This window comes from Pseudomonas sp. GW821-FHT03C07 (assembly GCF_059420925.1).
Genome location: NZ_JBWKUQ010000008.1, coordinates 247,838 through 274,111 on the forward strand (window position 1 = coordinate 247,838; position 26,274 = coordinate 274,111).

30 protein-coding genes and 1 pseudogene are annotated in these 26,274 nt (G+C 60.5%); 13 read left to right on the forward strand and 18 right to left on the reverse strand.

The features are described from left to right. The first annotated feature begins 13 nt into the window (after positions 1-13). Both AC07VG_RS17985 and AC07VG_RS17990 read left to right on the forward strand, forming a co-directional pair. Entirely contained in the window at positions 14-1,990 is a 1,977-nt protein-coding gene (locus AC07VG_RS17985) for a methyl-accepting chemotaxis protein (RefSeq protein ID WP_495000103.1), read from the forward strand. A 135-nt stretch (positions 1,991-2,125) separates the two neighbouring features. After that, positions 2,126-3,340, forward strand: coding sequence for an aldose 1-epimerase family protein (locus tag AC07VG_RS17990; RefSeq protein ID WP_495000102.1), 1,215 nt, complete (start codon positions 2,126-2,128; stop codon positions 3,338-3,340). Positions 3,341-3,406: 66 nt separating this feature from the next. Here the strand turns inward: AC07VG_RS17990 and AC07VG_RS17995 are convergent, their stop codons facing one another. The 4 genes and pseudogenes from AC07VG_RS17995 to AC07VG_RS18010 all read right to left on the reverse strand — a co-directional run. Next, a complete protein-coding gene (locus AC07VG_RS17995; RefSeq protein WP_495021621.1) occupies positions 3,407-4,900 on the reverse strand; it encodes a YifB family Mg chelatase-like AAA ATPase in 1,494 nt (497 codons plus the stop codon). 343 nt (positions 4,901-5,243) lie between these two features. Beyond that, positions 5,244-5,831, reverse strand: coding sequence for a mobile mystery protein B (locus AC07VG_RS18000; RefSeq protein WP_495000094.1), 588 nt, complete (start codon positions 5,829-5,831; stop codon positions 5,244-5,246). Beyond that, positions 5,822-6,286, reverse strand: a complete 465-nt coding sequence (locus AC07VG_RS18005; protein WP_495000093.1) for a mobile mystery protein A — start codon at positions 6,284-6,286, stop codon at positions 5,822-5,824. The genes AC07VG_RS18000 and AC07VG_RS18005 overlap by 10 nt, the downstream gene beginning before the upstream one ends. Positions 6,287-6,575: 289 nt before the next feature. Then, positions 6,576-6,695 (reverse strand): annotated as a pseudogene (locus tag AC07VG_RS18010) (hypothetical protein); the annotation flags it as partial. A 309-nt stretch (positions 6,696-7,004) separates the two neighbouring features. On the opposite strand from AC07VG_RS18010, the gene AC07VG_RS18015 reads away from it, so the two are divergent. Then, entirely contained in the window at positions 7,005-7,514 is a 510-nt protein-coding gene (locus tag AC07VG_RS18015) for a helix-turn-helix domain-containing protein (protein WP_495021622.1), read from the forward strand. Further along, a complete protein-coding gene (locus AC07VG_RS18020) occupies positions 7,511-8,785 on the forward strand; it encodes a type II toxin-antitoxin system HipA family toxin (RefSeq protein WP_495021623.1) in 1,275 nt (424 codons plus the stop codon). The genes AC07VG_RS18015 and AC07VG_RS18020 overlap by 4 nt, the downstream gene beginning before the upstream one ends. 137 nt (positions 8,786-8,922) lie before the next feature. On the opposite strand, the gene AC07VG_RS18025 is transcribed toward AC07VG_RS18020, so the two are convergent. From AC07VG_RS18025 to AC07VG_RS18040, 4 genes are all read right to left on the reverse strand, one after another. Beyond that, a complete protein-coding gene (locus tag AC07VG_RS18025; protein ID WP_495021624.1) occupies positions 8,923-9,636 on the reverse strand; it encodes an SDR family oxidoreductase in 714 nt (237 codons plus the stop codon). A gap of 54 nt (positions 9,637-9,690) precedes the next feature. Beyond that, positions 9,691-10,239, reverse strand: coding sequence for a nuclear transport factor 2 family protein (locus tag AC07VG_RS18030; RefSeq protein WP_495000089.1), 549 nt, complete (start codon positions 10,237-10,239; stop codon positions 9,691-9,693). 53 nt (positions 10,240-10,292) lie between these two features. Further along, entirely contained in the window at positions 10,293-10,655 is a 363-nt protein-coding gene (locus tag AC07VG_RS18035; protein ID WP_495021625.1) for a MarR family winged helix-turn-helix transcriptional regulator, read from the reverse strand. Between the two features lie 268 nt (positions 10,656-10,923). Beyond that, the gene (locus tag AC07VG_RS18040; RefSeq protein WP_495021626.1) at positions 10,924-11,493 is read right to left on the reverse strand and encodes a TetR/AcrR family transcriptional regulator; all 570 of its coding nucleotides are present in this window, start codon (positions 11,491-11,493) and stop codon (positions 10,924-10,926) included. Between the two features lie 95 nt (positions 11,494-11,588). Here AC07VG_RS18040 and AC07VG_RS18045 point away from each other — a divergent pair, with 95 nt between their 5' ends. After that, positions 11,589-11,771, forward strand: coding sequence for a glutathione S-transferase N-terminal domain-containing protein (locus AC07VG_RS18045; protein ID WP_495000086.1), 183 nt, complete (start codon positions 11,589-11,591; stop codon positions 11,769-11,771). A gap of 173 nt (positions 11,772-11,944) precedes the next feature. Here AC07VG_RS18045 and AC07VG_RS18050 read toward each other — a convergent pair whose 3' ends face one another. Continuing rightward, a complete protein-coding gene (locus AC07VG_RS18050; RefSeq protein WP_495021627.1) occupies positions 11,945-12,205 on the reverse strand; it encodes an accessory factor UbiK family protein in 261 nt (86 codons plus the stop codon). 416 nt (positions 12,206-12,621) lie between these two features. Here AC07VG_RS18050 and glnK point away from each other — a divergent pair, with 416 nt between their 5' ends. The 4 genes from glnK (at position 12,622) to sutA (ending at position 15,405) form a co-directional block, all read left to right on the forward strand. Beyond that, positions 12,622-12,960: a P-II family nitrogen regulator gene (glnK, locus tag AC07VG_RS18055; RefSeq protein ID WP_002555808.1), complete on the forward strand. Its 339-nt coding sequence runs from the start codon at positions 12,622-12,624 to the stop codon at positions 12,958-12,960. Between the two features lie 34 nt (positions 12,961-12,994). After that, entirely contained in the window at positions 12,995-14,335 is a 1,341-nt protein-coding gene (locus AC07VG_RS18060; protein WP_495000085.1) for an ammonium transporter, read from the forward strand. 212 nt (positions 14,336-14,547) lie between these two features. Then, on the forward strand, positions 14,548-14,973 hold the full coding sequence (locus tag AC07VG_RS18065; protein WP_248794970.1) for a secondary thiamine-phosphate synthase enzyme YjbQ: 426 nt from the start codon (positions 14,548-14,550) through the stop codon (positions 14,971-14,973). 102 nt (positions 14,974-15,075) lie between these two features. Beyond that, entirely contained in the window at positions 15,076-15,405 is a 330-nt protein-coding gene (sutA, locus tag AC07VG_RS18070; RefSeq protein ID WP_495000084.1) for a dormancy-specific transcriptional regulator SutA, read from the forward strand. Between the two features lie 132 nt (positions 15,406-15,537). Here sutA and AC07VG_RS18075 read toward each other — a convergent pair whose 3' ends face one another. Genes AC07VG_RS18075 through lptM form a run of 6 tightly spaced genes read right to left on the reverse strand, consistent with a single transcriptional unit; the run spans position 15,538 to position 20,136 of the window. Further along, complete coding sequence (locus AC07VG_RS18075) at positions 15,538-16,245, reverse strand: HAD family hydrolase (RefSeq protein WP_495000083.1); 708 nt, start codon at positions 16,243-16,245, stop codon at positions 15,538-15,540. Next, positions 16,242-17,141 (reverse strand): tyrosine recombinase XerC, encoded by a 900-nt coding sequence (gene xerC / locus AC07VG_RS18080; protein ID WP_495000082.1) that lies wholly within the window; start codon positions 17,139-17,141, stop codon positions 16,242-16,244. The genes AC07VG_RS18075 and xerC overlap by 4 nt, the downstream gene beginning before the upstream one ends. A 2-nt stretch (positions 17,142-17,143) precedes the next feature. After that, positions 17,144-17,869 (reverse strand): DUF484 family protein, encoded by a 726-nt coding sequence (locus AC07VG_RS18085; RefSeq protein WP_495000081.1) that lies wholly within the window; start codon positions 17,867-17,869, stop codon positions 17,144-17,146. A gap of 13 nt (positions 17,870-17,882) precedes the next feature. Then, positions 17,883-18,713 carry a diaminopimelate epimerase gene (dapF, locus tag AC07VG_RS18090; RefSeq protein ID WP_495000080.1) on the reverse strand — a complete coding sequence of 277 codons (831 nt, stop codon included), beginning with the start codon at positions 18,711-18,713 and terminating at the stop codon, positions 17,883-17,885. A gap of 4 nt (positions 18,714-18,717) precedes the next feature. Continuing rightward, positions 18,718-19,965 carry a diaminopimelate decarboxylase gene (gene lysA / locus AC07VG_RS18095; RefSeq protein ID WP_495000079.1) on the reverse strand — a complete coding sequence of 416 codons (1,248 nt, stop codon included), beginning with the start codon at positions 19,963-19,965 and terminating at the stop codon, positions 18,718-18,720. A 9-nt stretch (positions 19,966-19,974) separates the two neighbouring features. After that, entirely contained in the window at positions 19,975-20,136 is a 162-nt protein-coding gene (gene lptM / locus AC07VG_RS18100; RefSeq protein ID WP_495000078.1) for an LPS translocon maturation chaperone LptM, read from the reverse strand. Positions 20,137-20,350: 214 nt separating this feature from the next. On the opposite strand from lptM, the gene cyaY reads away from it, so the two are divergent. The 3 genes from cyaY (at position 20,351) to rnk (ending at position 21,623) form a co-directional block, all read left to right on the forward strand. Next, positions 20,351-20,707 (forward strand): iron donor protein CyaY, encoded by a 357-nt coding sequence (gene cyaY, locus AC07VG_RS18105; protein ID WP_495000077.1) that lies wholly within the window; start codon positions 20,351-20,353, stop codon positions 20,705-20,707. Continuing rightward, on the forward strand, positions 20,707-20,931 hold the full coding sequence (locus AC07VG_RS18110; RefSeq protein WP_495000296.1) for a DUF1289 domain-containing protein: 225 nt from the start codon (positions 20,707-20,709) through the stop codon (positions 20,929-20,931). The genes cyaY and AC07VG_RS18110 overlap by 1 nt, the downstream gene beginning before the upstream one ends. 278 nt (positions 20,932-21,209) lie before the next feature. Further along, positions 21,210-21,623, forward strand: coding sequence for a nucleoside diphosphate kinase regulator (gene rnk / locus AC07VG_RS18115; protein WP_495000076.1), 414 nt, complete (start codon positions 21,210-21,212; stop codon positions 21,621-21,623). A gap of 60 nt (positions 21,624-21,683) precedes the next feature. On the opposite strand, the gene AC07VG_RS18120 is transcribed toward rnk, so the two are convergent. The 3 genes from AC07VG_RS18120 to AC07VG_RS18130 all read right to left on the reverse strand — a co-directional run bounded on the left by AC07VG_RS18120 (position 21,684) and on the right by AC07VG_RS18130 (position 25,411). Beyond that, a complete protein-coding gene (locus AC07VG_RS18120; RefSeq protein ID WP_495021628.1) occupies positions 21,684-24,530 on the reverse strand; it encodes a class I adenylate cyclase in 2,847 nt (948 codons plus the stop codon). A 175-nt stretch (positions 24,531-24,705) separates the two neighbouring features. After that, the gene (locus AC07VG_RS18125; protein WP_495000074.1) at positions 24,706-24,951 is read right to left on the reverse strand and encodes a TIGR02647 family protein; all 246 of its coding nucleotides are present in this window, start codon (positions 24,949-24,951) and stop codon (positions 24,706-24,708) included. 175 nt (positions 24,952-25,126) lie between these two features. Beyond that, on the reverse strand, positions 25,127-25,411 hold the full coding sequence (locus AC07VG_RS18130) for a hypothetical protein (RefSeq protein ID WP_495000073.1): 285 nt from the start codon (positions 25,409-25,411) through the stop codon (positions 25,127-25,129). 125 nt (positions 25,412-25,536) lie between these two features. Here AC07VG_RS18130 and AC07VG_RS18135 point away from each other — a divergent pair, with 125 nt between their 5' ends. Continuing rightward, the gene (locus tag AC07VG_RS18135; protein ID WP_495000072.1) at positions 25,537-26,196 is read left to right on the forward strand and encodes a glutathione S-transferase family protein; all 660 of its coding nucleotides are present in this window, start codon (positions 25,537-25,539) and stop codon (positions 26,194-26,196) included. Positions 26,197-26,274 lie beyond the last annotated feature (78 nt).

Sequence of the window (26,274 nt, forward strand, 5' to 3'; positions counted from 1 at the left end):
CAGGAGCCTCATCATGTCTCGACCTCGTGCCCGTATAGCCTCGCAGCTGGGGTTGGCACTCGCCGTTATCCTGGCGCTGGTGATCAGTGGTAGCACCGTGTTTGCCCTGCGTTCGCTGGACTCGGCCAACCTCGACACCCGCGAGGAACACCTGGCCAGCGAGGCGCGCCTGCTGGCCGACCAGTTGAACACCTTCCACGGCACCTTGCGCGAAAGTACCCAGCGCCTGAGCGGGCTGTTCGAAAAGCGTTTCAGCAGTGGCCTGAGCGTGCGCCCCGAGCAAATGATCGCTGTGGGCAGCGTGCAAGCTCCGGGCCTGTACCTGGGCACTGAGCTGCTGAACAACAATTTCACCGAAGTGGACACGTTCAAGCAGATGTCCGCGGGTGTCGCGACTCTATTCGTGCGTAGCGGTGAAGATTTCGTCCGGGTCAGCACCTCTCTGACCAAGCAGGACGGCAGTCGCGCCATCGGCACCTTGCTCGATCACCAGCATCCGGCCTACCAGCGTTTGCTGGCGGGCCAGGCGTACGTCGGGCGGGCACTGCTGTTCGACCGCTCCTACATGACCCAGTACACCCCGGTGCGCGATGCCGACGGTAAGGTGATCGCTGTGCTGTTCGTCGGTTTCGACTACACCGATGCGCAGAATGCGCAGTTCGACAACCTCAAGCGCTTTCGCATCGGCACGACCGGTTCCCTGGCCTTGCTCGATGAGCAGAAGCATTGGCTGGTGCCGCCTGCCGGGGTGACGGATCTTGCACCGGCAATCCCGGTGGTCGTCGATCTGGTCCGGCAACCGGGCCATGGGCGCTTCTGGAGTGACAAAAGCGAGGATTTCTACAGCGTGGCGGTGACCTTTGAAGGGGGGCCGTGGACCGTAGTGGCGAGCATGCCCAAGGCCGAGATCCGCGCCGTGACCTGGAGTGTCGGCATTCGACTGGTGATTGGCAGCCTGCTGGCCATGCTGCTGGCGGTCGGCGCGGCGATCTGGCTGCTGCGCAGCAAGTTGCGCCCCTTGGGCGACTTGGTGCGCCAGGCGCAAGCCCTGGGGGCCGGGGATTTGAGCGTACGTCTGAACCTGTCCAGTCATGACGAGATTGGCCAGTTGGCCGACAGCTTCAACCAGATGGGGCAGGCGCTGTCATCGATGGTCGAACACATCCGCAAGGCGGCTGCCGAGGTCAGCAGCCGTGCCCATGTACTTACCGGCTTGTCCGGCGGTGCCTATGAAGGGATCGAACAGCAATCCGGCGAGATCAGCAGCATGGCCGGTGCCGTGAAGCAGTTCAGTGCCACCTCGCTGAATATCGCCGACAACATGGGCAATACTGAGCGGCTGGCCCAGGAGAATGCCCGGCAGACGCGCATCGGGCGCACCGCCATGGAGGAGGCCTCGACGTCCCTGGAACAGATCGCCGGTTCCCTCGGCAGCACGGCGCAGGTGATCAACGCCCTGGGGCAACGCTCCGAGGAGATCGGCGGGATTGTCGGGGTGATCACCTCGATTGCCGATCAGACCAATCTGTTGGCGCTGAACGCGGCCATCGAAGCCGCCCGTGCCGGTGAGCAGGGCCGCGGCTTTGCCGTGGTGGCGGATGAGGTGCGTAGCCTGGCGGGGCGTACCCGTGAGGCCACCGAGCAAATCTCCGGGATGATCCAGAGCATCCAGCAACAGACCGATCACGCCATCAACACCATGGAAGAGGGCAATCGGCTGATGCAGGAAGGTCTGTCGCGCAATGCCAACGTGGCTTCGGCCTTGGCGCAGATTGACGAGCAGAGCCGTTCGGCCGGGCAGCAGTTCGCCGTTATCACCACCGCAACCCAGGAACAGAGCAGCACCGCGACCCGGCTCAGCGGCAACCTGCAGGGCATTGCCCTGGCCAACAGCGAGCAACGCGAGGTGGTGTCCAATCTGGCGGTCACGGCCCGGGAGCTGGAGACCCTGGCGACGGAGCTGCGTCAGGAGGTGGATCAGTTTCGCTGAGGCGGCGCCTCGTCGCAGACGCTGAAATACGGGGGAGTACAGGCGGTCCTCGAGCTGACGGATATTTGTTTGGCTGACTTGCTGAAACGTTTCATCAGCGCTATAAAAGTCGAACAACTCCAATAAGGACAGCCCATGACTTCTCTCCGCTTGCTCTTCGGCGTTACCGCCCTGACCGCTGCTTCCCACGCCATGGCCTGGGACTACGTGCTGCTCGACAGCGACACGCCCGCGCAGAACCGGCAGATCACCAGTCAACAACTGGGGATCAAGACCGCCAAGCCTTTCTCCATCACGATGCGCACCTTGCACGGTGGTCGCCAGGAAGGGGTCAGCATCGTCGACATCGATAACGGCACGATGAAACTCTCAGTGGTCCCGACGCGCGGCATGAACGTCCTGCACGCGTCCGTGGGCGATGTGCGCCTGGGCTGGGACTCGCCCGTTAAGGAAGTGGTCAATCCGGCCTTTATCGAGCTCAATGGCCGTGGTGGCTTGGGCTGGCTGGAGGGTTTCAACGAGTTGGTGGTGCGTTGCGGCTATGAGTGGGTCGGGCATCCGGGGCTCGATAACGGTGAACTGCTGACCTTGCACGGGCGGGCGGCGAATATTCCGGCCAGCAAGGTCTCGCTGCATATCGACGAGAAGCCACCTTATGCCATTCGTTTGCAGGGTGAGCTGAAGGAGCAGGCGTTCAAGAAAGTCGACTTCTCGGTGGTCACCGAGCTGTTGACGGTGCCTGGCAGCGTGAGCTTTGCGCTCAACGACACGCTGACCAACAACGGCGACTATCCCAAGGAATACCAGGCGCTGTACCACAGCAACTTCAGCACCCCGTTCCTGGAGCAGGGCGCGCGTTTCGTGGCGCCGGTGAAGCAGGTCTCGCCGTTCAACGACAAGGCCAAGGGCGACCTGGCGGACTGGCAGACCTATCGCGCGCCGACCAAGGACTATGACGAGACCGTCTACAACGTCGTGCCGTATGCCGATGCCAAGGGCGACACCCTGGCGGTGTTGCACAACAAGGCCGGCAGTCTCGGGGTTTCGCTCGGGTTCAATACCCAGCAACTGCCGGTGTTCTCCCTGTGGAAAAACACCGATACCCAGGGCCAGGGTTATGTCACCGGGCTGGAGCCGGGGACCAGCTTCTCCTATAACCGCCATTACCAGCGTCCGCTGGGGCTGGTGCCGACTATCGAGGCCGGGCAGAAACGCCAGTTTCAGATCAGTTACAGCCTGCTGGCGGACAAAGCGGCTGTGGATAAGGCGGTGCAGCGGGTGACGCAGATTCAGGATGGACGCAAGACGGAGGTGCGGGGCACGCCATTGGTGGATTTGAGCAAGGAATAACCCTTTGGGGATGGGCCGGCCGATAACGCAATGTTTCGGCCCGGCCTGGTTCAAGTGACGTCCTGCCTATTGGGACACTGGACGGTACTGAAGCGCTTCGGCCAAGTGTTCACGCTCGATATGTTCCACCTGTTCCAGATCGGCCAAAGTGCGCGCCACCTTGAGCAACCGATGGGCTGCCCGCAGCGAAAGTGTCAGTCGTTCACAGGCCGTCTCCAACCATTTTTCATCGCCTGTGGATAACTTGCAGTGCGCGCGCAGTGCCGGTAAATCGAGAAATGCATTGGCACAGCCTTGACGCTGTTGCTGGCGTTGCCGGGCTTCGGCGACTCGGGCGGCGGCCTGGGCGGTGTTGTCGCCATCTTGCTGGCTGGGGCTGAGCGCCGTGGCTTCTCGGGCCACTGTCAGGTGCAGGTCGATGCGGTCCAGCAGCGGGCCGGAGAGTTTGTTGCTGTAGCGCTGGATCTGTTCCGGGGTACAGCGGCAACGTCCACTGGGATCGCCAAGATATCCACAGGGGCAGGGATTCATCGCCGCTACCAGTTGGAAGCGTGCCGGGAAGCGCACCCGGTCGCGGGCCCGGGAAATCACGATATGGCCGGACTCCAGTGGTTCGCGCAACACCTCCAATACCTTGCGGTCGAATTCCGGCAATTCATCGAGGAACAGCACGCCGTGATGGGCCAGGGTAATTTCACCGGGTCGCGGTCGAGGGCCACCACCCACCAGCGCCGGGCCCGACGCGGAATGGTGGGGTTGGCGAAACGGTCGCTGCGGCCAACTGCTCAAGGGTACATGGCTGGCAACCGACTGGATGGCCGCGACCTCCAGCGCTTCCTGTTCGTCCAGCGGCGGTAGCAGGCCGGGGAGGCGGCTGGCGAGCAGGGTCTTGCCGGTGCCAGGCGGGCCGCTGAGCAGCAGGTTATGTGCTCCGGCGGCGGCGATCAGCAGGGCGCGCTTGGCGGCGAGTTGGCCTTGTACTTCGCTCAGGTCCGGGTAGGGCTTGCTCAGGTGCAACAGGCCATTGGATTCGAAGGGTGTGATCGGCGCATGCCCGTTGAGATGGGCCACCAGTTGCAGCAGATGGTCGACGGCAATCACCGTCAGCCCGGAGGCCAGCGAGGCCTCTTCGGCATTGGCTTGCGGCACCACCAGCGTGCGCCCGGCGGCACGTGCGGCCAGGGCCGCCGGCAACACGCCTTGCACCGGGCGGATGGCGCCGGACAAGGCCAGTTCGCCCAGGCATTCCAAATTGTCCAGGGTCAGGGCTGGCACCTGCACACTGGCGGCGAGGATGCCGAGGGCGATTGCCAGGTCGAAGCGTCCGCCGTCCTTGGGCAGGTCGGCTGGGGCGAGGTTGAGGGTGATGCGTCGTGCCGGAAAGTCGAGAGCCGAGTTGAGGATCGCACTGCGGACCCGGTCCTTGCTTTCCTTCACGGCGGTTTCGGGCAGCCCGACCAGCGTCAGCATCGGCAGGCCGTTGGCCAGATGGGTTTCGACGGTGACGGCGGGGGCTTCCACGCCCACCTGGGCGCGACTGTGGACGATGGCCAGGGACATGCTCTTTCCTTGAACGCGAAGGGGCCGCTTCCTGCGGTTCTGGAAGACTAGTTGAACGGAGGGAAGGGCTTGGGGGCTTTTATGTGTCCAGACGATTCGTTGTCTTTTTGTGGACGCGTGACGCTGGATTAACGTCGGGCAGTGAGGTCGCCAGAAACAAGTAGGCCCCGCATGACGGGGCCACATATACCTAGGTTCTTCACCGTTTCAGTCGCCCGGGAGTGGAATGGCTAGGGCGGCGAAGAAATTGTATTGGAATCTTTTTCTCTTGGTAGTGATGGCAACAGTGGACCGCACGCTCACTGTGTCCAGTCCGTGGCTCCCAAGGGCGGCTCAATGTTGCTCAACTGCGTACGAAGACCATAAGTGGGGTGTAATCGCCGGCATCGGCGTCACGGAGGGACTGGATATAGCGATTACGCACCTCATTGGTCGAAACCGGATTCCCGTTACCCCAGGAGAAATCAGTGCAACCGCACTGCCTTAGAAGAGCATCGGTCATGTAACGAGCATGCCGGCCATTTCCGTTTGGGAAGGGGTGTATCGACACGAGCTGGTGATGAAAGCGAGCCGCTATTTCATCAGGTGTGAACGTCTCGTTCTCTACCCAGTACGCGACATTACCTAGAAGCTGATCCAGCTTGATCGAGATCTGTATCGGATCACAGCCGATGTTTTTTTCAGTTCTACGAAATGTGCCAGCCCAGACCCATGTGTCGCTGAACATCTTCTTGTGAAGGTCGCGGCAGAAGTGTTCGTTAAGCACCTCAAGCTTTTTCTGGCGATTCAGCCATTGCCGGGCCTTGAGTAAGTTTTCCGCTTCCCACTCGTCAAGCTCGCCCTGGGTACTGATATGTTTTGGCTTGAGGCCTGCGGCTTCGTCAGGATCCAGAGGGGTTTGGCCGGGTTTCAGTTCGAGTTCTACCGCCATAGTCGAGCCCACGTTCCAGCCAGGAGTTCCTGGCGCCGTTCAGTTACCTTGCGCTCGATGAATGAGTCGGACGGCCGTTGGTCTTCAAGGGTCATCATGTGCGAAACCCCCATGACTTCTTTCCGGGCCAACGATTCTGCGCGCTCTTCGACCATGTCATGCAAAGGCTTCTTCGGTATCAGTGCATAGACAAGCTCGCAGTCCAGTCCATTGGCCAGTTTTCTCAGTTGCCCAAGGGTAATTCGGTCATCTGCCTCCGATTGCTCGGATTTTTGAAGCGTAGCGGGCGCCACGCCGAGCAGAGCAGCCTGACTGCGCACAGTTCTACCCAGGGATTCTCGAATCGAGCGCAGCCAGCCACCACGAGGGATAGTTTTCCCTTTGAGGGTTACGAAGGGCTCGAGGGCCCGTTCCACCTGGGCCAGGCGCAGGTTACTGAGTGAGGAATTACGCATAAAATCTCCTTTTTGACAGCCTATAAGCTATCAAAATAGGCATTTATGTATGCCTATAGGCTAACAGTTTAGCATTTTTGTTAGCCTATAGACTAACGAAGTATTATGTTTGACAGCCTATAGGTGTACAGAAATAGATATCTTGTATGCCTATAGGCTAACAATTTTAGCGATGGCTTGAACATTAAAGCGGGTGCCGGTGGCTCTGTGCAGTCCTCCGGTGCGTCGAGGAGGCCCCAACCTCACGAAAACGATGGAAGCAGGCGTGACGCTCGTTTCCACCACGGTGCGTTTCGGGCAGTCCAACCAGTGTAAGCATCGGAAGGCCGCTGGCCAGATGGGTTTCGACGGTGACGGCGGGTGCTTCCACGCCCACTTGGGCGCGGCTGTGGACGATGGCCGGGGACATACTCTTTCCTTGAACGCAAAGGGGCCGCTTCCTGCGGTTCTGGAAGATTAGTTGAGCGGGGGAGGGGCCTTGGGGCTTTTATGTGTCCAGACGATTCGTTGTCTGGTTCATCAGGGAGGATCATGCCGGGATCGTTGGTAATTTCTGAGGTGAGAAATGATCAGAAAGGAGGCACCCCCGAGGGAGTGAACAAGAGTGCAATTAATTTTGCACTTAGGTAGCGATGTAGCCAAAATAATTGCACTTGAGTGGTATTAGTTAAGTGCTATTATTCCTTCACTTACTTCGCTTAAGTGAAGGAATAACAGTATGGCCAAGAAAATTGCACCGCTTTTACCGGTAACCGAGCGCCTGCTTGCAGACCTCGGTGAACGGCTTAAACTCGCCCGATTGCGGCGCAAAATCACGGCCAAACAGGCTGCCGAACGCGCCGGCATGTCCCAGATGACCCTGCGCGCCCTTGAGCACGGTTCGTCCGGCAGCACCATCGGCGCTTATTTGGCTGTCATGCAGGTGCTGGGGCTTGAGAAGGACCTGGCCAAGCTCGCTGGCGAGGACGAGCTTGGCCGTCACCTGCAAGATGTGAGTCTTCTTCCGAGCAAGAAAAAAACACTGACCTCCGCACGAGCCCCAGGCGAAGCGCCGAGACTTCAAAAGAACACGCCGCAGGATCCGTTGGGGAAAGACACGGTTCACAAGGCGCGTGTTCCCAAGAAGGCTGCGGCCTCCCAGGTTGTAATCCAAAGCGACAACGGCGCAATTAGCGGTGACTCACTGGCAGCCTTGATCCCGCCTCGTCGAAGGGCTGACAAACAATGAGTACCATGATTGGGGTTTACGCCGACTGGGACGGGCTGGATGAGCCTCAGCGTCTCGGCTGGCTGCATGCTCGGAAGACGCGCCAATTAGAGAAGTTCGAGTACGAAAATGACCCGCTGGCGCTGAAAAATCCCGTATTGAGCACCGTTCAGATCGACCCGAGTATTGGCCCCTACGCTGGAGCTCAGTATCCAGGCGGTGGCCGCGACATGTTTGGGGTATTCGGCGACTCCTGTCCTGATCGCTGGGGCCGACTGCTTATGAAGCGTCGCCTGGAGCGCGATATCCGTGACGGCTTGGCTCCTGCGAACAAGAGACTGGGTGAGTCGGACTTTCTGCTCGGTGTCCATGACCTCTATCGGGTTGGCGCCCTTCGGTATCGACTGAATGATGAGGGCGGTTTTCTCGACGACCAGCACAATGTAGCCGCTCCACCCTTCGTTGAAATTTACGCTCTTGAGCGCGCCAGCCGTGAGTTGGAGCTCGACCCGGACAACAGGGCGGCGGATGGCCGGGAATGGTTGCGCATGCTGATCGCACCCGGTGGTTCACTTGGTGGCGCCCGGCCAAAGGCTAGCGTGGCTGACGATGACGGGCATTTGTGGATCGCCAAGCTCCCCTCTACGCGAGACACCTACGATGTCGGTGGGTGGGAGTTGGTGGTCAATGCGCTCGCGCAAGCCTGCGGTCTGAACGTCGCCTCGGCAATGGCCAAGCGCTATGCGAGCAACTATCACTGCTTCATGGTCAAGCGCTTCGACCGGACCGCGGCCGGCAGCCGCCTCCATTTTGCATCTGCCATGACGCTCACCGGTCACGTCGACGGTGATGACGCTGGCAGTGGTGTCAGTTATATGGAGCTGGCTGAAGTTCTGATGCGAAATGGCTCAGATACCAAGCGGGATCTGGAGGAGCTCTGGACGCGCATCGTGTTCAATATTCTGGTTTCGAACACGGATGACCACTTGCGTAATCATGGCTTCATCCTTGAGCCAGGCAAGGGCTGGCGTCTGTCCAACGCATACGACTTGAATCCCGTGCCCGATGGCGACGGTCTGAAGCTCAATATCACCGAGTACGACAACGCCCTGGATCTTGAACTCGCCAGAGAGGTGGCCGGTTTTTTTCGGGTGGGTATGGGGGACGCGGATGAGATCATCGCCGACTGCGTTGATGCTGTTAGCCAATGGCGAACGGTTGCTCAAGCCCTGGGCCTTTCGCAGCGTGAGCAAGACTACATGGCTCCTGCCTTCGCGAGAGCGCAAGGCTAGTGCGCCGTCCCTCACAGTGGGGTTGTCAGCCTATAGGCATACAGGAATCTGTTTTTTGTACGCCTATAGGCTAACAACCTTGGCGGTGGCTCGAACATCAACGCTGGCGATCGGATTTTCACCGCGCCCTTTCTTACCTAAACAGGTGATGGAGGATTGAAATAAACCGCGTCAGAAAGCGATAAGGTCGACTTGATAAAACGAGTGCCTTCGTCGGCCAACACTTCTAACTCGCCAGATTCCAGCCCTGCGAAAGCGACACGAGCCACGACTTCAGGAGCCGACTTGGGTACGTCAAAGCCCTTGGTAAGATCGGTATCGATAAACCCTACGTGCAACGCCAATACGTGAGTATTTTGCGATTTCAACCCCAGACGTAGTGCGTTGGTCACACTCCAGGCTGCGGACTTGGATGCGGCATAAGCAGCCAGCATCGGTATGCTCAGCCATGTCACGTCCGATAGCACATTAATTACGGCGCCCCCGCCATTGGCCGCCAGTATGGGAGCAAACGCCTGAGTTACACGCACGATGCCGTAACAGTTAGTGTCCATCAAGTGTCGAGACAACTCGATCAGGCCTGAATCCAAAGCTCCCTCATTCAGAACAGCGATGCCAGCATTGTTGACCAATAGCGTCGTATCCGGGCAGTGCGCGACAGCCTGTGTCACAGACGCCGAGTCCGTCACGTCGATTTTTACCGGTATCAGTCCGGGAACATCGAAGCGGTCCGGATCACGAACCCCGGCATAAACCTTGGAAGCACCTTGTGCCAAGGCGGCCTTGGCAAATGCCAAACCCAAGCCACGACTGGCCCCTGTTACGAAAACAACAGATCCTGCGATATTCATTGGTTAGCCCTGGTTAGTCTGAAAAGGCCAGCGTTGTCATTCTGGCGATATGCTTTAGGTGTCTTGGCGCTTGGGCATGTAAGGGGCTATTTCACTGGCGTCCTTAGTGGTTGGGTCAAGGCGCGTGTTGACGGTGGAGCCTCCGATGTAACGCTCAGAAATTTTCCAGCCTGTTGCGGTTCGACGGAGACGGTCCATCATCGGTGAGTACAGCCATATTGCCGGGAGATCGTCAGTGCTTTTTATCGCTTGCCCGGCACCAAGGACGGCAGCCGACTCAGGGGTTGCGTAGCGCACCAGCAAGTTCTGATAGCGAACGACTACGCCTTCCTCATCCGTATCAACAATGTGGTTTGTGGCGTGGCGACTCACGCCTGGAATCAGGTACGGGTAATCGTGAGCAAAAAAGTGTCGGATTTGCTCGTGCCCGTTAATGGTGCCGTGGAAATGGTAAGCAACGGCATCAGGTAGGAATGCATCAACCATCGCTTCTACGTCCCACGTCTCGAACCACCAGTTCACTCGGTTTACAAAATCGATAGCGCTGATTCGATCGGCGGGATCGACATCGACCCCGTTCTGGATTTTCGGAAAAGCTTTCATCGCCAGCCCTCGGTTGATTTTATATGTGTAATTACACATATAAGTGCAAAAAATTAGCGACCCTCGACGTCAAGCTTCAAAGACTCCCGTATCGACGCCGCACGATCACGGCCGATCTGAGCTTCGTACTCTTTCTGTGCCGCCTCCCAAAGAGGTTCGCATTCACTGATCTTGGACAAACCACTTGCCGAGAGCGACAGACTGAGTGCGGATCTAGGGCCTTCAGCCCGACTATCAACAAGGCCCTCCGTTTGCAGGGGTTTGAGTGCCCTGACCAAGGTGGTTCTCTCCATCACCATGGCTTCAGCAAGCTCGGCGATGGAAATGCCAGGTCGCTCGTGCACTTTCGCCAAAATAGAAAACTGCGAAATAGAAATATTGGCGCCCGCCAGATTGCGGTCGTACAGGCGTGTCATATGCCGAGCACTGCGCCTGACAGCAAGGCAATAGCAGAGGTCGGTACCAGATAATTGAGTCATGACCTAATTTATGTGTGCAATTACACATATGTCAAGTGATATATGAATGGGCCTGTCAAATCGGGTGAGCAGCGCAGAGGTTATCGCCAACAGCCATGCCGGTTGGGTGGATTTGCGGCTCACAGCGCCGGTGCTCCTCCGGCGCCTCAACCTGGGCAAAGCGATGGCGATTGTGCAATGGCCCACGCTTCGCACCTGAGCTAAATCACGCCGGCAATAAACCCAGCGCCTGATAGGTGGCTACAGCGCTGTCGAATACTGAAATATCCCCGCGTCCACGAGCCACAAGCTGAGCGCCTTCGACCGCAGCATAAATCGCCAGTGCATGTTCTCTTCGCTTTTCTGCTGAGATGTGAGGTTTGCTCACCTGGAGCACCTCCGTCAGCCAGTCAACATTTGCGCGGGTAAAACCATCCACTTCAATCCGAACCTCTTGAGGGAGGTCGTCGAACTCTGCCGCCATAATGCCGCAGAGGCACATGCGGTTGTCGTTGATTAATGCCATGCGAAAAATATCTGTGTAACCCTTCATCCAGACACTTACATCGTCAGATGCGTCCCGCAAACCTTGCAGGTAAGAAACGCCGTCTTCGGTATAGCGGCGTGCTAGCGCTGCACCCAGATCCCCTTTGCTGGGAAAGTGGTAGTGAATGCTGGCGCTTTTAATGCCCACATCCTTGGCGAGTTCGCGAAAGCTCAGGCCGTTGTAACCCCATCGCTGCACCATCTTTCTGGCCGTTGCCATGATGGTTTCACGGGTGTCAGGCGTCGCCATGAAAAATCACCTCTCTATCGGCAGATAGTCTTTGACGGATTCGAAAAGCTCTGCGCACTATATGTCTATCAGTAGGTAGGTGCCATGGGGCACGTATGAAAATTTTCGATATCCCAGGTTTTCCTAACCCGCTACGTATTCGAATCGTCTTGGCCAAAAAAGGGCTGGGCTCTCAAGTGGAGTTTGTCAAAATCGACCTGCCGGCCGCGGAGCATAAGCAGCCTGCGTTTTTGGCCATCAATCCACTGGGTACCGTTCCTGTTCTGCACTGCCAATGACTTCGGTTGACGTTGTCAGGCAGTGGAGACGGTCGTTCGAGCCCTAGGCTTTTCGTCGTCTGAGCAAGGCTGGGTGGCTGTTGGCTCGCCCAGCCCACGCACTCTGACTCTCTCAGTGAGCGTCGGATGGCAATCCACCGCTCCCGCACAAAGCAGGAGCAGGCAATGAAACGTCACTCCACCGGCGGATTCAGCTTCGCCTCCAACTCCGCCACTTTCGCCTCCAGGCTCTCCAGCCGCGCACGGGTCCGCGCCAACACCACCATCTGGCTATCGAACTCCTCCCGGCTGACCAGGTCCAGCTTGCTGAAGCCGCTCTGCAACAACACCTTGAACTGATTTTCGAATTCCTGGCGGGGCAGGGGTGTTTCGCCGCTGAACAAACGGGAGGCGTGGCCGCTCAGGGCATCGAGGAAAGCTTTGGGCGCAAGCATGGCTAAGGTTCCGGAAACAGATTACCGGCCAGTGTACCACGCAGTGTCTATAGTGATTTCCATGGGGGCGGGTGCACGGTTTTCGCGCATCGCGCTAGCGTCCTGCGCACCGTTGTTGTGCGTATGGCTCTGGTGCAACGTGTTTTTTCACCCTTCACGGCGGCCAAGGGACTGAAAACATTGGTTTTTACGGAGCTGGCAAGCTTTCTGCTTAGTTGCCAGTGACCCATGCACTGATGCAGTCGCTGTGACGAATGCAGTGCGGCAGACGAAGCTGGGAAGTTTCGCCAGCAGCGGTTAGCTGGCGTCGAGCGGTAGATGTGGACCGACGATGCGTTACAAAGCCAGGCACTGCGCTTAGACTTGAGTCGGGTTTGTTTTCCTGGGGCAAGTCCACCAATTCGGGAGAGAGTTTCATGAAGCTAGTCACTGCCATCATCAAGCCGTTCAAGTTGGACGACGTGCGCGAGTCGCTGTCCGAGATCGGCGTGCAGGGCATTACCGTTACTGAGGTCAAAGGCTTCGGTCGGCAGAAGGGTCACACCGAGCTGTATCGCGGCGCGGAATACGTGGTCGACTTCCTGCCCAAGGTGAAGATTGATGTCGCCATTGACGACAAGGATCTTGACCGGGTTATCGAGGCGATAACCAAGGCGGCCAACACCGGCAAGATCGGTGACGGCAAGATCTTTGTGGTCAATCTGGAACAGGCTATTCGCATCCGTACCGGCGAAACCGATACCGACGCAATCTAAGCCGCCAAACCCCAACGCCCCAGGAGAAAACAATATGACTCTGCGTAAATTCGCAGGGCTAGGAGCCCTGTTGTCCCTCGTAATGCCAGCCTTGGCCATGGCGGCGGACCCGGTACCAGCTCCAGTCCTCAATTCCGGCGATACCAGCTGGATGCTGACCTCGACAGCCCTCGTGCTGTTCATGACGATCCCAGGCCTCGCGCTGTTCTACGGCGGCATGGTGCGCTCGAAAAACATTCTTTCCGTGATGATGCAGTGCTTCGCCATTACCGGCCTGATCACCATTCTGTGGTTCATTTATGGCTACAGCATGGCGTTCGACACCACCGGGATGGAAGCCAACGTCGTCAACTACAACTCCTTCGTCGGTAGCCTGGCCAAGGCCTTCCTCGCCGGTATCACGCCAGCCAGCATCACCGGGCCGACGGCGCTGTTCCCCGAGGCGGTGTACGTCACCTACCAGATGACCTTCGCCATCATCACTCCGGCGCTGGTCGTCGGTGCCTTCGCCGAACGCATGAAGTTCTCCGCGATGCTGGTGTTCATGGGCGTGTGGTTCACCCTGGTCTATGCGCCGATTGCGCACATGGTCTGGAGCGGTCCGGGTTCCCTGCTGGGCGACTGGGGCGTGCTCGACTTCGCCGGCGGCACCGTGGTCCACATCAACGCCGGTGTCGCCGGTCTCGTGGCCTGCCTGGTGCTGGGCAAGCGCAAAGGCTTCCCGACCACCCCGATGGCGCCACACAACCTTGGTTACACCCTGATGGGCGCGGCCATGCTGTGGGTCGGCTGGTTCGGCTTCAACGCCGGTTCCGCCTCCGCGGCCAACGGCACCGCCGGTATGGCGATGCTGGTCACCCAGATCGCTACCGCCGCCGCTGCGCTGGGCTGGATGTTCGCCGAGTGGCTGACCCACGGTAAGCCAAGTGCCCTGGGCATCGCTTCGGGTGTGGTTGCCGGTCTGGTTGCCATTACTCCGGCTGCTGGCACCGTGGGCCCAATGGGCTCGCTGATCATCGGCCTGGCGGCGGGTGTGGTGTGCTTCTTCTGCGCCACTACGCTGAAACGCAAACTGGGCTACGACGACTCCCTGGACGCCTTCGGTGTGCACGGTATCGGCGGTATCCTCGGCGCGATCCTGACCGGTGTGTTCGCCGCACCGTCCATGGGCGGCTTCAACACCGCTACCACCGATGTCGCCGCACAAGTCTGGATTCAGTGCAAAGGTGTCGGCTTCACTGTCATCTACACCGCGATCGTGACCTTCATCATCCTCAAGGTGCTGGACGCCGTGATGGGGCTGCGCGTGACCGACGACGAAGAGTCGGTGGGCCTGGACCTGGCGCAACACAACGAGCGTGGCTACAACGTGTAAAGGCTGCAAAAAAAATTGCCCGGCTTGCCGGGCATTTTTTTGTCTGGAATTTGTCATTGGAAAACGGACTGAAAGGATTTATCCAAAGGCATTACGGCCAAAACCCCAGGGCGTTTTTGTAAGGGCCGATTGCTTACAGCAAAGCAAGAGTATTAGGCGCTTTGCTTTTTTCCACAGCGCGCTAGAATGCGCGCCGAAGGGCGGAGAACTGTATGTGGCAACAGACCCTGATTACCTTGCGGGCCAGGCCCCGGGGTTTTCATTTGGTGACCCAGGAGTTGCTCGACGGTTTGCCTGGGCTCCAGGCATGCCAGGTCGGTCTGTTGCATTTGTGGCTGCAGCATACCTCGGCCTCGTTGACCATCAACGAGAATGCCGATCCGGCGGTCCGTCGCGACTTCGAACGTTTTTTCAACCGGCTGGTACCCCAGGTCAAGGCCGATTATGAACACAACGACGAAGGCGCGGACGACCTGCCGGCGCACTTCAAGGCCAGTTTGCTTGGCTGTCAGCTGACTTTGCCGGTGACGGCGGGACGGTTGGCCCTGGGCAGCTGGCAAGGTGTCTATCTGGGCGAGCACCGGGATCATGGCGGTGCTCGTAAAGTCCTTGCCACCCTTTACGGTGACGGGGCATAAGCCGCTGGTATGCAGCGGATGTTGAATTTTTTCCGGCGGCCTTCGACAGTCGGCGTAGCTGGGCTATAACTAATCTGCTTTTCGCAAGTCATGAGGTAGAACATGAGCGACGATGATCTGGAAAACGACGACCTCGAGGTCGGTGAAGACGACGAAGCCGAAGAAGGCTTGGAAGCGGCGGCTGAAGACGTAGACGTTGCCGATGACGACGGTGGTGACGCGCCGGTACCGACTGCCAAGGGCAAGGCCAAGGCAGCGGTGTCGGTTGACGAACTGCCGAGCGTTGAAGCCAAGAACAAGGAACGCGATGCCCTGGCCAAGGCCATGGAAGAGTTCCTCGCGCGTGGCGGCAAGGTGCAGGAAGTCGAGGCCAATGTGGTGGCCGATCCGCCCAAGAAGCCGGACAACAAATACGGCAGTCGGCCTATCTGAGTCTCAGCGCCGGGTTTCTGCTTGGTTGAAACAGCCCGCCGTCGCTGCGGGCTTTTTCATGGGCGGACAGTGGTGTTTGGCACCGGCTGCGCCGGTGAGCGCGAGCAAGCTTGCTCCTACAGGGGCACGCGTTCAGTCGGCGGTGTTCCAACTGGCCAGCAGCGCTGGCAACTCGGTCAGGCTGCGAACCTGCGCATCCGGCTGCCGCTGCGCCTCCCAAGCCTTGCCCGTCGGGTTGTACCAGATCGCCCGCAGGCCGGCCTGCTGGGCACCGGCTATGTCGTCCCCAGGGTGGTCGCCAATATGCACCGCCGCGCTGGCCGGGACATTGCCGCCACGCACCAGGGCTTCATGGAACAGCCGTGCGTCCGGCTTGGCAATGCCGATGTCTTCGGCGCACAGCGCAAAGCGGAAATAGTCGGCGAGCCCGAGGCGGCGCACGTCCGCGTTGCCATTGGTGACCACGCCCAGGGCAAAGGAGCGGCCCAGGGCCTGCAGGGTTGGCTCGACCTCCGGGAACACCTCGATCTGGTGCCGGGCGTGGATAAATACCTCGAAGCTCTCATCCGCCAGCAGTGAAGCCTGTGCGTGCGAGTAACCGGCCTCTTCCAGGGCATGGAACAGCACCCGCCGACGCAAGGCGCTGATGCGGTGCTTGAGCGTCGGCTCCTGGAGCAACACCCGTTCGCGAATCGCCCACAGATGCTCCACCGGCACGCCGCCCAGGTTTGGTGCATGTTCGGCCAGCCATTCACGCAAAACGTTCTCCGCGCTGTGGATCACCGGTGCGGTATCCCACAGGGTATCGTCGAGGTCGAAGGTGATCAGCTGAATCGTCATTGCTCACTGTCCTTGCTGCGTTTGGCCCGGGGATGGGCGCTGTCATAGACGGTTGCCAGGTGCTGGAAGTCCAGGTGGGTGTAGATCTGCGTGGTCTTGATGTCCGCGTGGCCGAGCAGTTCCTGCACGGCGCGCAGGTCCTGGGACGACTCCAGCAGGTGGCTGGCGAAGGAGTGCCGGAGCATGTGCGGGTGCAGGTTCTGCCCCAGTTCGCGCTCGCCGGCGGCCTTGACCCGCAACTGAATGGCCCGGGGCCCGAGGCGACGGCCTTGCTGGCTGACAAACACGGCGTCGTCGGGCGGATTGCTCAGGGCGCGCAACGGCAGCCAGTTCTGCAACGCCTCCCGGGCTTTGCGACCGATCGGCAGGACGCGGGTCTTGCTGCCTTTGCCGTGGACCTGCACCAGGCCGTCAGCCAGGTCCAGCTGCTCCAGATCGAGTCCGGTCAGCTCCGACAGGCGCAGGCCCGAGGAGTAGAACAGCTCGAGAATGGCCTGGTCGCGACGAGCGATAAAGTCGTCCTCCACCCCGCCGTCGAGCAATTGCAGGGCGCGGTCGGTGTCCAGGGTCTTGGGCAGGCGCCGTTCGCCCTTGGGCGGTGCCAGGCCGGTGGCCGGGTCGTGAGTGCACAGGCCTTCGCGGTTGAGGTATTGATACAGCCCACGCACCGCCGAAAGCAGGCGGGCCAGGCTGCGAGAGGATTGGCCCTGCTGGTGCAGGCGGGCGATCAGCCGGCGCAGACGCTGGATATCCAGGGCGCTCCAACTGCCGATCTGTTCCTTGGCGCAAAAGGCCAGGACCTTGTCCAGGTCGCGGCGATAGGCTTGCAGCGTGTGGGGCGACACCTGGCGCTCACTGCGCAGGTGCTCGCAGTAGGCGTCCAGCTGTCGTTCCATGGCTAGCGCACCGAGCGCAGGGCGGGGGTGAAGCGTGGAACCACGCGGCCCATGACTTCGGCGATATAGCTGAGGAACAGGGTGCCCACCGAGCTTTTGTAGTGTTGCGGGTCACGGCTGGCCACGGCGAGGACGCCATGCACACCCTGATGACTGATGGCGACCACCGCGGTAGAGCCAATCTGCTTGCGTTGTTCTTCACCGAACAGGAAGTCCAGCTCGTGTTCACGCAGGCTGCCGCTGATGCTCTTGCCTTCCGAGAGCAGGCCGCCGATGGCTTGCTGGGCTTCGGCATGGCTGACCCAGCGACCTACCGGCATGGCGTTGTCGCCGAACAGGATCAGGCTGACGAAGGGCACCTGGAAATCCTCGCGCAGGCTGTCTTCCACGGCCATGACCAGGTCGTCGAGGCTGGCGGCGTCCATCAGCGCGAGGATCAGGCGGCGGGTTTTCTCGAACAGTCGATCGTTGTCCCGGGCCACATCCATCAGTTGCGACAGGCGATGGCGCATTTCGATGTTGCGCTCGCGGAGGATCTTCATCTGGCGCTCGACCAACGACACGGTATCGCCGCGTCGATGGGGAATACGCAACGCCGGCAGCAGTTCCTCGTGTTCGACGAAGAAATCCGCATTGGCCTCCAGGTAGGCGGCGACCTGCGCCGCCTCAAGGCTCTGTGCAGGCGGCTCGTTGGGCTGTTCGGCTGGAACCTGAGGCTGGTCGGTCATGGTATTGGCTCGCTTATAGACGCACTTGTCCTTCATACACCCGAACGGCTGGGCCAGTCATCATCACCGGTTCGCCGACACCCGCCCATTCGATGGACAGGCGTCCACCCGGCAGGTCGAGGGTCACCGGCGAATCCATCCAACCCTGGCTGATGGCGGCCACCGCGGCGGCGCAGGCACCGGTCCCGCAGGCCTGGGTTTCCCCGGCGCCACGCTCCCAGACTCGCAGTTGTGCGCGGTGGCGGTCAATCACTTGCAGGAAGCCGACATTGACCCGGGCCGGAAAGCGCGGGTGATGTTCGATCTTCGGTCCCAACTCATGCACCGGTGCGCTGTTGATGTCGCTGACCCGCAGCACCGCATGGGGATTGCCCATGGACACGGCGGCCAGGTCGACGCTCTGGCCGTCGACCTCCACGGCGTAGCTCGTGGCCTGTTGCTCGGCCTGGAACGGAATCTCGGCCGGCGCCAGGCGCGGCGGGCCCATGTTCACGCTGATCTGGCCGTCCTGGCGGACATCCAGCTCGATGATCCCGCTCTTGGTTTCGACGCGGATCAGGCGCTTGGCGGTCAGGCGTTTGTCGAGTACGAAACGGGCGAAACAGCGCGCGCCGTTGCCGCACTGTTCCACTTCCGAACCGTCCGAGTTGAAGATCCGATAGCGGAAATCCACTTCCGGATTGCTCGGTGCCTCGACGATCAGCAATTGGTCGAAGCCGATGCCGGTGTGCCGGTCACCCCATTGCTTGGCGTGCTTGGGCTGGATGTGCGCGTGCTGGCTGACCAGGTCGAGGACCATGAAGTCGTTGCCCAGGCCGTGCATCTTGGTAAAACGCAGCAGCATGGTCTTACTCCGGCAGCAGGCTTTCGCCGGCATACAACTCGGCGACCGTCTCGCGACGACGCACTTCGAACATCTGCTCGCCATCCACCAGCACTTCGGCGGCGCGGCCGCGAGTGTTGTAGTTGGAACTCATGACGAAACCGTAGGCGCCGGCCGAGTGCACGGCCAGCAGGTCGCCTTCCTCAAGGGTCAGCTGACGTTCCTTGGCGAGGAAGTCACCGGTCTCGCAGATCGGCCCGACGATGTCGTAGACCCGCCCGGCGGCTTCGCGCGGACGCACGGCGCTGACGTCCATCCAGGCCTGGTACAGGGCCGGGCGGATCAGGTCGTTCATCGCCGCGTCGACGATGGCGAAATCCTTGTGCTCGGTGTGCTTGAGGTACTCGACCTGAGTCAGCAGCACGCCGGCATTGGCGACTATGTAGCGGCCCGGTTCGAACATCAGCGCCAGGTCGCGACCGGCGATGCGTTCGCGCACGGCCTTGATGTAGTCGGCCACCTGTGGCGGCTCTTCGTCGCGATAACGCACGCCCACGCCGCCACCGAGGTCGATGTGCTGCAGGTGGATGCCGCATTCGCCGAGGCGGTCGATCAGCGCCAGCAGGCGGTCGAGGGCATCGAGGAAGGGTTCCAGGGTGGTCAGTTGCGAGCCGATATGGCAATCGACGCCCAGCACTTCCAGGTTCGGCAGCTGTGCGGCGCGGATGTAGACATCTTCGGCATCGGCAATGGCGATGCCGAACTTGTTCTCTTTAAGCCCGGTGGAGATGTACGGGTGGGTGCCGGCATCGACATCCGGGTTGACCCGCAACGAGATCGGCGCACGCACGCCCAGCTCGGCCGCCACCACTTGCAGGCGCTCCAGCTCGTCGGTGGACTCGATATTGAAGCAGTGCACGCCGACTTCCAGGGCGCGACGCATGTCTTCGCGGGTCTTGCCGACGCCGGAGAAGACGATCTTGTCGGCGCTGCCGCCGGCGGCCAGGACACGTTCCAGTTCACCACGGGAAACGATGTCGAAACCGGCACCGAGGCGTGCCAGGACGTTCAGCACGCCCAGGTTGGAGTTGGCTTTCACCGCGAAGCAGACCAGGTGCGGCATGCCTTCGAGGGCGTTGGCATAGGCGTTGTACTGCGCCTCGATGTGGGCGCGGGAATAGACGTAGGTTGGCGTGCCAAAGCGCTCGGCAATGGCGGACAAGGCTACACCTTCCGCGAACAGCTCACCGCCACGGTAGTTAAAAGCTTCCATGGTGATCCCTTAGTAGGTGTCGTGCTGGTGCGCTTTGGCTTGCGAGGACTTGGCCTGGTCGTCCGGGTTCTGGCTGTCATCCGGCAGATACAGCGGACCTTTTTGACCACAGGCGGAGACGAGGCAAGCGATCGCGAGGAGCGCAGCAAGGGAAGAGATCAGGCGCTTCATGGCGAAATCCTTTGAAAAAGCGTTAATTGCGCCGGAGTATACCGGCCACCCGGCGGCTTGCCTATGCGGGCCGCTGCCCGTCCGGCGGCACCCGGGCACCGTTTGTGGATTATTGATGTCACTCTTGGCCCCACGTGGTTATGCTTTGCAATCGTCCGGGAGCGCTCGTATCTTGCGGCGCTTGAAGGGACACGCATTTTTCGAGGTTCGCGCAATGAGTTTGACTGAAGCCCGTTTTCACGATCTGGTCGATAACACCCAGCAAAATCTGGAAGATGTGTTCGACGAGAGTGGCCTGGATGTGGACCTGGAAAACTCCGGCGGTGTGCTCACCGTGAAGTTCGAAGGCGGCAGCCAGTTGATCTTCAGTCGCCAGGAGCCTCTGCGTCAGCTCTGGCTGGCGACGTCCAAGCCCACCGGCGGTTATCACTTCGAGTACAAGGAAAGCACCAGCGAGGATGAAGACGGCAGCTATTGGTTCTGCGTGAAGAGCGAAGAGAAGCTCAACGAGATCCTGGCGCGCTTTACCCTGGAGCAGGCGGGTGTCGACCTGGATTTCGAAGAGATCTGATCGTGACGCAGCAAACCGCGCCGGTACGCCCCGCCAAGCCGTTGTACAGCAACGTCAGTTCGGCCGTGCCGTCGCCTTGTGTGAGTCTTTGCCGGCTGGACGAGCAGAAAATTTGTATCGGCTGTTTTCGGCATGTCGAGGATATTCGCGAGTGGCGTTCGGCGGATGACGCCCGTCGCCGGGTGATCTGCGAGCAGGCCCGGCAGCGCCAGGCGCAGGCCTGAGGGCCTGGGAATGGGGGCTTGAAAGCCCTGCGAAACCTGTGGGAGCCGGCTTGCTGGCGGTTGCGATGTCACATTCACCACCGCCATCGCCGGCAAGCCAGCTCCCACAAGGCCCACGTCTGTCCTGAACAGACTTTTGCCGTCTTCCCCCGGGTTGTGTATTTACGCTGCTGTGGTAGTGTCGGACTACGCCTCGCGTTGACGAGGCCTGTGAAAACCCCGCCTTTCGTGGCGGGGTTTTGCTTTTATCGTGCAGAAAAAAGGAGTCTGCCTGGATCATGAGCACCGCACCTTCCATCATCCTCACCCGCCTTGACGTGCAACGTCTGGAGCGCCTGATCGACAGCCTGGACGACACGCTGCCCGGCGTCATCGCGTTGCAAGCCGAACTGGACCGTGCCGACAGCGTGGTCGGTCACGAAGAAGTGTCCGCCGGTGTCGTGACCATGAACTCCCGGGTGCACTGCCGTGAAGAGGTCAGCGGCAAGGATTATCGCCTGACCCTGGTGTATCCGCAGGACGCCAATGCCGATGAAGGGCGGATTTCCATTCTCGCGCCGGTGGGCAGCGCGCTGCTCGGTTTGCAGGTCGGCCAGCATATCGATTGGCCGGCTCCAGGCGGCAAGACCCTGAAGCTGAACCTGCTGGAAGTGGAATACCAGCCGGAAGCCGCCGGCGACTTCCACCTCTGAGCCCGCCGTGGCGCCCCTGACCGGGCGCAGGCGCATACCCGTCATCCGCCGCGGGTGCCCTCAGACCTGATCCAATGCCAGGTTCAGTGCGCTTTCCAGTTCGGCCTTGTAGCGCAGGTAGAGATTGCTCGAACCCTGTCCGTCACCGATCAGCGCGCTCAAGTCGAGGTCGGTGATGTAGCAGCGGTAGCGTTCGATTTCCCGGCGTTGGCCGACGATTTCCCGGGCGACCGTGATAAACAGCTGGTCGCCGTATTCCAGTTCGGAAAATTCCCGCTGATTGCAGTACAAGGTGACCTGGACCGCATCGGTCCCGGCCTTGCCGACAATCGCCTGGACGTCATAGAACGGTTTGTTGACCGGTGTTTGTGGCGCCGGCCGGGTTTCGACCCGCCGCGCCCGCCCCGGTGCCGAAGGCAGCAACTGGTAGTACAGGGTTTCCAGCGCCGCCGCGGGCTGTGTCGTGTCCATGGGCATCAACGCCTCGCGACGGTAGAGAATCGACTGCAGGAAGCGTTGCAGCGGCACCAGCAGGCTTTGCTCGTCGTGGAACGGCAGGCGCTGTTGCCAGAGGGCGTTGAACTCGTCGAGCACATACAGTTCGGCGTAGGTCTCGTTGATCCGATAGAACACCTGCACGCATTCAGGCTGGCCCATGGGCAGTACCAGGGCCAGGTCGTGCTCCTCCATCGCCCGGATGTCCAGGTACAGCGGGCTGTAGGCGGACAGGTCCTGGTTCAGGTAGTTGAACAGCGCCGGCAGGTTGTCCAGGGCGACATGCTTGACCTGGCCTTGCACCAGTTCGAGGACGTGATAGTGCTGCTGGACCTGGACCAGATAACGATGGTTGAGGCTGCCGAGCAACAGTTCCTGGGCGGTGTTGAGCACTTCCTCGACCCGCTGGGCAATAAACTGTGCGCGGTTGTGGCAGAAGCAGCGCACCCGCACCCGCGGCAGTGGGCGACCGACAGGCAGGTGGTTGAGGTAATCGCGCACGCAGTCGAGCAGTGCGTGAGGGCCGTGGTAACGGTTGATCAGCACTTCGTTCCAGCTGTTGAGCGTGACCTTATCGAGGGTCAGCACCAGGTTTTCCCTGACCCCGGCGTAACTCAGGGAGTCGGTGCGCTCGGTGGTCATCAGGATATTCAGGTCGCGGTGGTGCTTGAGCGGGTCCACGCCGATATTCACCAGGATCAACACTTCGGCGGCGATGCTGGGGCGCAGCAATTGCTCCTCGCTGACGCTGCCCAGCGGCAGGGCGAGGGTCTGTTGCAGGCTGCCGAGCAGGTTGAACAGTTCGAACTCGGTCAGGTCGCTGCTGCCAGGGTGCAGCGACAGGCGCGTGGTAGGGTCGATCACGCCGTTGCGATGACACCAGGTCAGCAGTTCCAGCAGTTCGCGGCTGCGCTTGATCGGGGCGAAATTTTCCCATTCCAGGGCATTCAGACTGCCGTTGTACAGGCCCCAGTGGGATTGCCCCGGTTCCTTGCGGTTGGGCGACTGGACCAGGGTGAGGGTGTCTTCGGCCAAGTCCGGGGCGATGCCGGGGTTGATGAACTCGATCTTGCCGGCCTTGCGCTCGAACGCGGCGTACAGGCGGCGGCCGAGGACATTGAGGTCGCGCTTGTTGATCAGGCTGACCGCCTGTTCGGTGCGGGCGAACTGAGTCAGGAAGCGGTAGCTGTAGTTGAGCTCATTGACCAGGGCCCGGCGTTCAGCGCTGACCTGGCGGACTTTCCATTGGCTGCGGCTGTCGAGCAGCGCCAGTTGCCGGCGGTCCCAGCCCCATTCGCTGGCCAGGCGCTCCAGCAACCGGCGCTGCCAGCTCGTGCTGCGCGCGTTCGGGCCGGTGAGCTTGCGGTTGACCTTCAGGTACAGGCTGCGCCGCACCAGTTCCAGGCGTTCCGGTTCGTTGCGGATCTTGAGGTACTCCTCGATGCGCCGGTAGACCACGATATAGGGGTCCAGCTCGTCGAGGTCCAGGTGATTGGCGAACACCGCCTGCTTGAAACGCAGGCTCAGGCACTCGACCTGCGGGTGTTCGCTGGCGTAGACCTCGATCAGCAGCAGCTTGAGCACCGATTTGTAGGGCGACTCGATGCCCTTGAACAGTTGCCAGAGTCCGGCCCCGATGAATTCCCCTGGCGGAATCCGCGCCAGGTGACCGAGATCGAGAGTTTCGTTGGCGCGGATAAAACGCTTGGACAACAAGGTGTGGGTGTACTGGTCGTAGTGCTGTTCCTCGTACACCGGCACCAGCCACCACAGCGGTGTGCGCCCGGCGAGCCAGATGGCGGTGCGGTAGAACTCGTCCAGCAACAGGTAGTGCTGGGTGGTGCCGCAGTCTTCCGAGCTCAGTTGCGTGTCGCGCTCGCCGCGCACGAAGCGGCTTGGGTCGATCAGGAAGAAATGTGCCTCGGCGCCCTGGCTGGCGGCCCAGTCCTCGAGCAACTGGCATTTCTTGCGCAGTTCGGCCAGTTCGCCCTGGCTCAGATCGCTGGCGTGGCAGACCCACATGTCCATGTCGCTTTGCTCGGCCTGGGCGAGGGTGCCGAGGCTGCCCATCAGAAACAGGCCGTGGATCGGCCGCGGCGGATTGCCGTGGCGGGTCTTGTAGGAAAAGGAGCGAGTCAGGCGCTGGGCTTCGGCCAGGGCCAGTTCGCCGGGCTCGTAATGCGATAGCCCGGCCGGGGTGCTGCCCGAGACATAACCGGGCAGCAGCGGGTGATTGACGTGGAAAAACAGCGGCAACAGGTTCAGCACCACCTGTTGGCGCGGTGACAGACCTTCGAGGGCGCGGTCCAGGCGTCCCTGGTTGAGCTTGAGGAAGCGCGCGCGCAGTTGGCTGAGGACTTTGCGATCGATTCCCTCGTCCAGGTTCGGGCGAATTTCGTGGGTGCGCGTCATGTCTAACTCAAACCGGCTCGCGGGGCTCGAAAGGAAGGGGGTCACAAGGGTGGCAGTTTAGCGCCGAAGTGCAAGGACGCTTAAATAGAATTTTTCTTGACGCCGGTTTTTCGGCGTTTTGTCGTCGGCGCCCGCGAGATCCGGCAGGAAGAGATCCCGTGGGCGCGGCGAAGGGTCAGGCGGCTTCTTTGATGGCCAGGATGGTCAGCAGGCCTTGGGCATGCTCGGCTGCGTCACGGCCCAGGCTGGTCAGGTAACCGCCGTCGGCTTGGGTGATCAGCTCTTTCTCGAACAGGCGTTGGGCAGCGGCGATGGCTTTTGGCGCGGCGGTCTGATGAATTTTCAGGCCTTCCTGGGAATTGTCCAGATTGAACAGTGCAAGGATTTCCAGTTCGGCAACCAACTCAGGGGTATACGACATAAGGACTCCAGACTTTCTAGGAATTATTGGACGACAGCGCCCCTAAGGTGATCGCAGTTGAGCGCGCTGTCCAGTCTTCGATGCGTGTATGGCGGACGGTGGGGACAGCGCCTCGGACCCGGGTGGTGGCGGGGCGTTGTCAGTGTAGACAGGGGGCGCTGCAAATCCAGGGGATTTACTGATTCTCGGGCGGCAGCTCCGGCAGGGCGCGCAATGCGGTCTCGTACCACTCAGTATTGAATGCGCGATCCTCATCGAGCATTGCATCGATCTCCACCGCCAGCACATGGGCCATCAGGTTGAGGATCTCTTCGCGCTCGTAACCCACCAGGGTCAGTTTGTTGAAAATTGCCTTGGCTGCTGGCGGATTGTCGGTCTCGATCTGGTTTTCGATGGCCTGGGTCAAGGTGCTCTCGGCGAACGCTTCGTCGTCGTTGTCGATATCGGTTGGTTCGCTCATGGCGGACTCCTCAAGGAAAGGCGACCAGTTTAACTGCATTCAGGGGCGTGATGCTGCTGGCAAGAGGTCGTTCGAGGTTCTATAACTGCCGGGGCCAACCCCCTGCACGGCCTGGAGGCTTTGTGATGCTCAAACTTTATGGATTCGCGGTCAGCAACTACTACAACATGGTCAAGCTGGCGTTGTTGGAAAAGGGCCTGCCTTTCGAGGAAGTGCCGTTCTATGCCGGGCAGACCCCGGAGGCCCTGGCGATCAGCCCGCGGGGCAAGGTCCCGGTGCTAGGTGTCGAACAGGGGTTTATCAACGAAACCGCGGTGATCCTGCCCTATCTGGATGACACCCAGCCGGGGCCGAAGCTGTTGCCGGCCGATCCCTTCCAGCGTGCCCGGGTGTTGGCGCTGGCCAAGGAAATCGAGTTGTACATCGAGTTGCCGGCGCGGGCGTCGTTCGCTGAAGCTTTCTTCGGGATGCCGGTGCCGGAGGCGATCAAGGAAAAGACCCGGGCCGAATTGCTGCTGGGCTTCGCCTCGCTCAAGCGTCATGGCACGTTCGGTCCTTATGTGGCGGGCAGCGAGTTCAGCGTGGCGGATATCTACTTTCTCTACAGCGTCGACCTGGCCTGCGCGGTCGGTCAGAAGCTGTTCGGGATCGATTTGCTGGAGGGGATGCCTGAGGCCAGGGCGCTGCTCGAACGCTTGCAGCAATGGCCGAATGTGCAGCGGATCGCCGCGGACAAGGACGCGGGGATGCCGGCGTTCCTGGCGATGATTGCGGCCAAGAAATAGTTTTGTGGCGCTCATCAGGGCGCCATCGCCGGCAAGCCGGCTCCTACAAGGAGCGGGGCCCGACGGTATCTCGCGGTG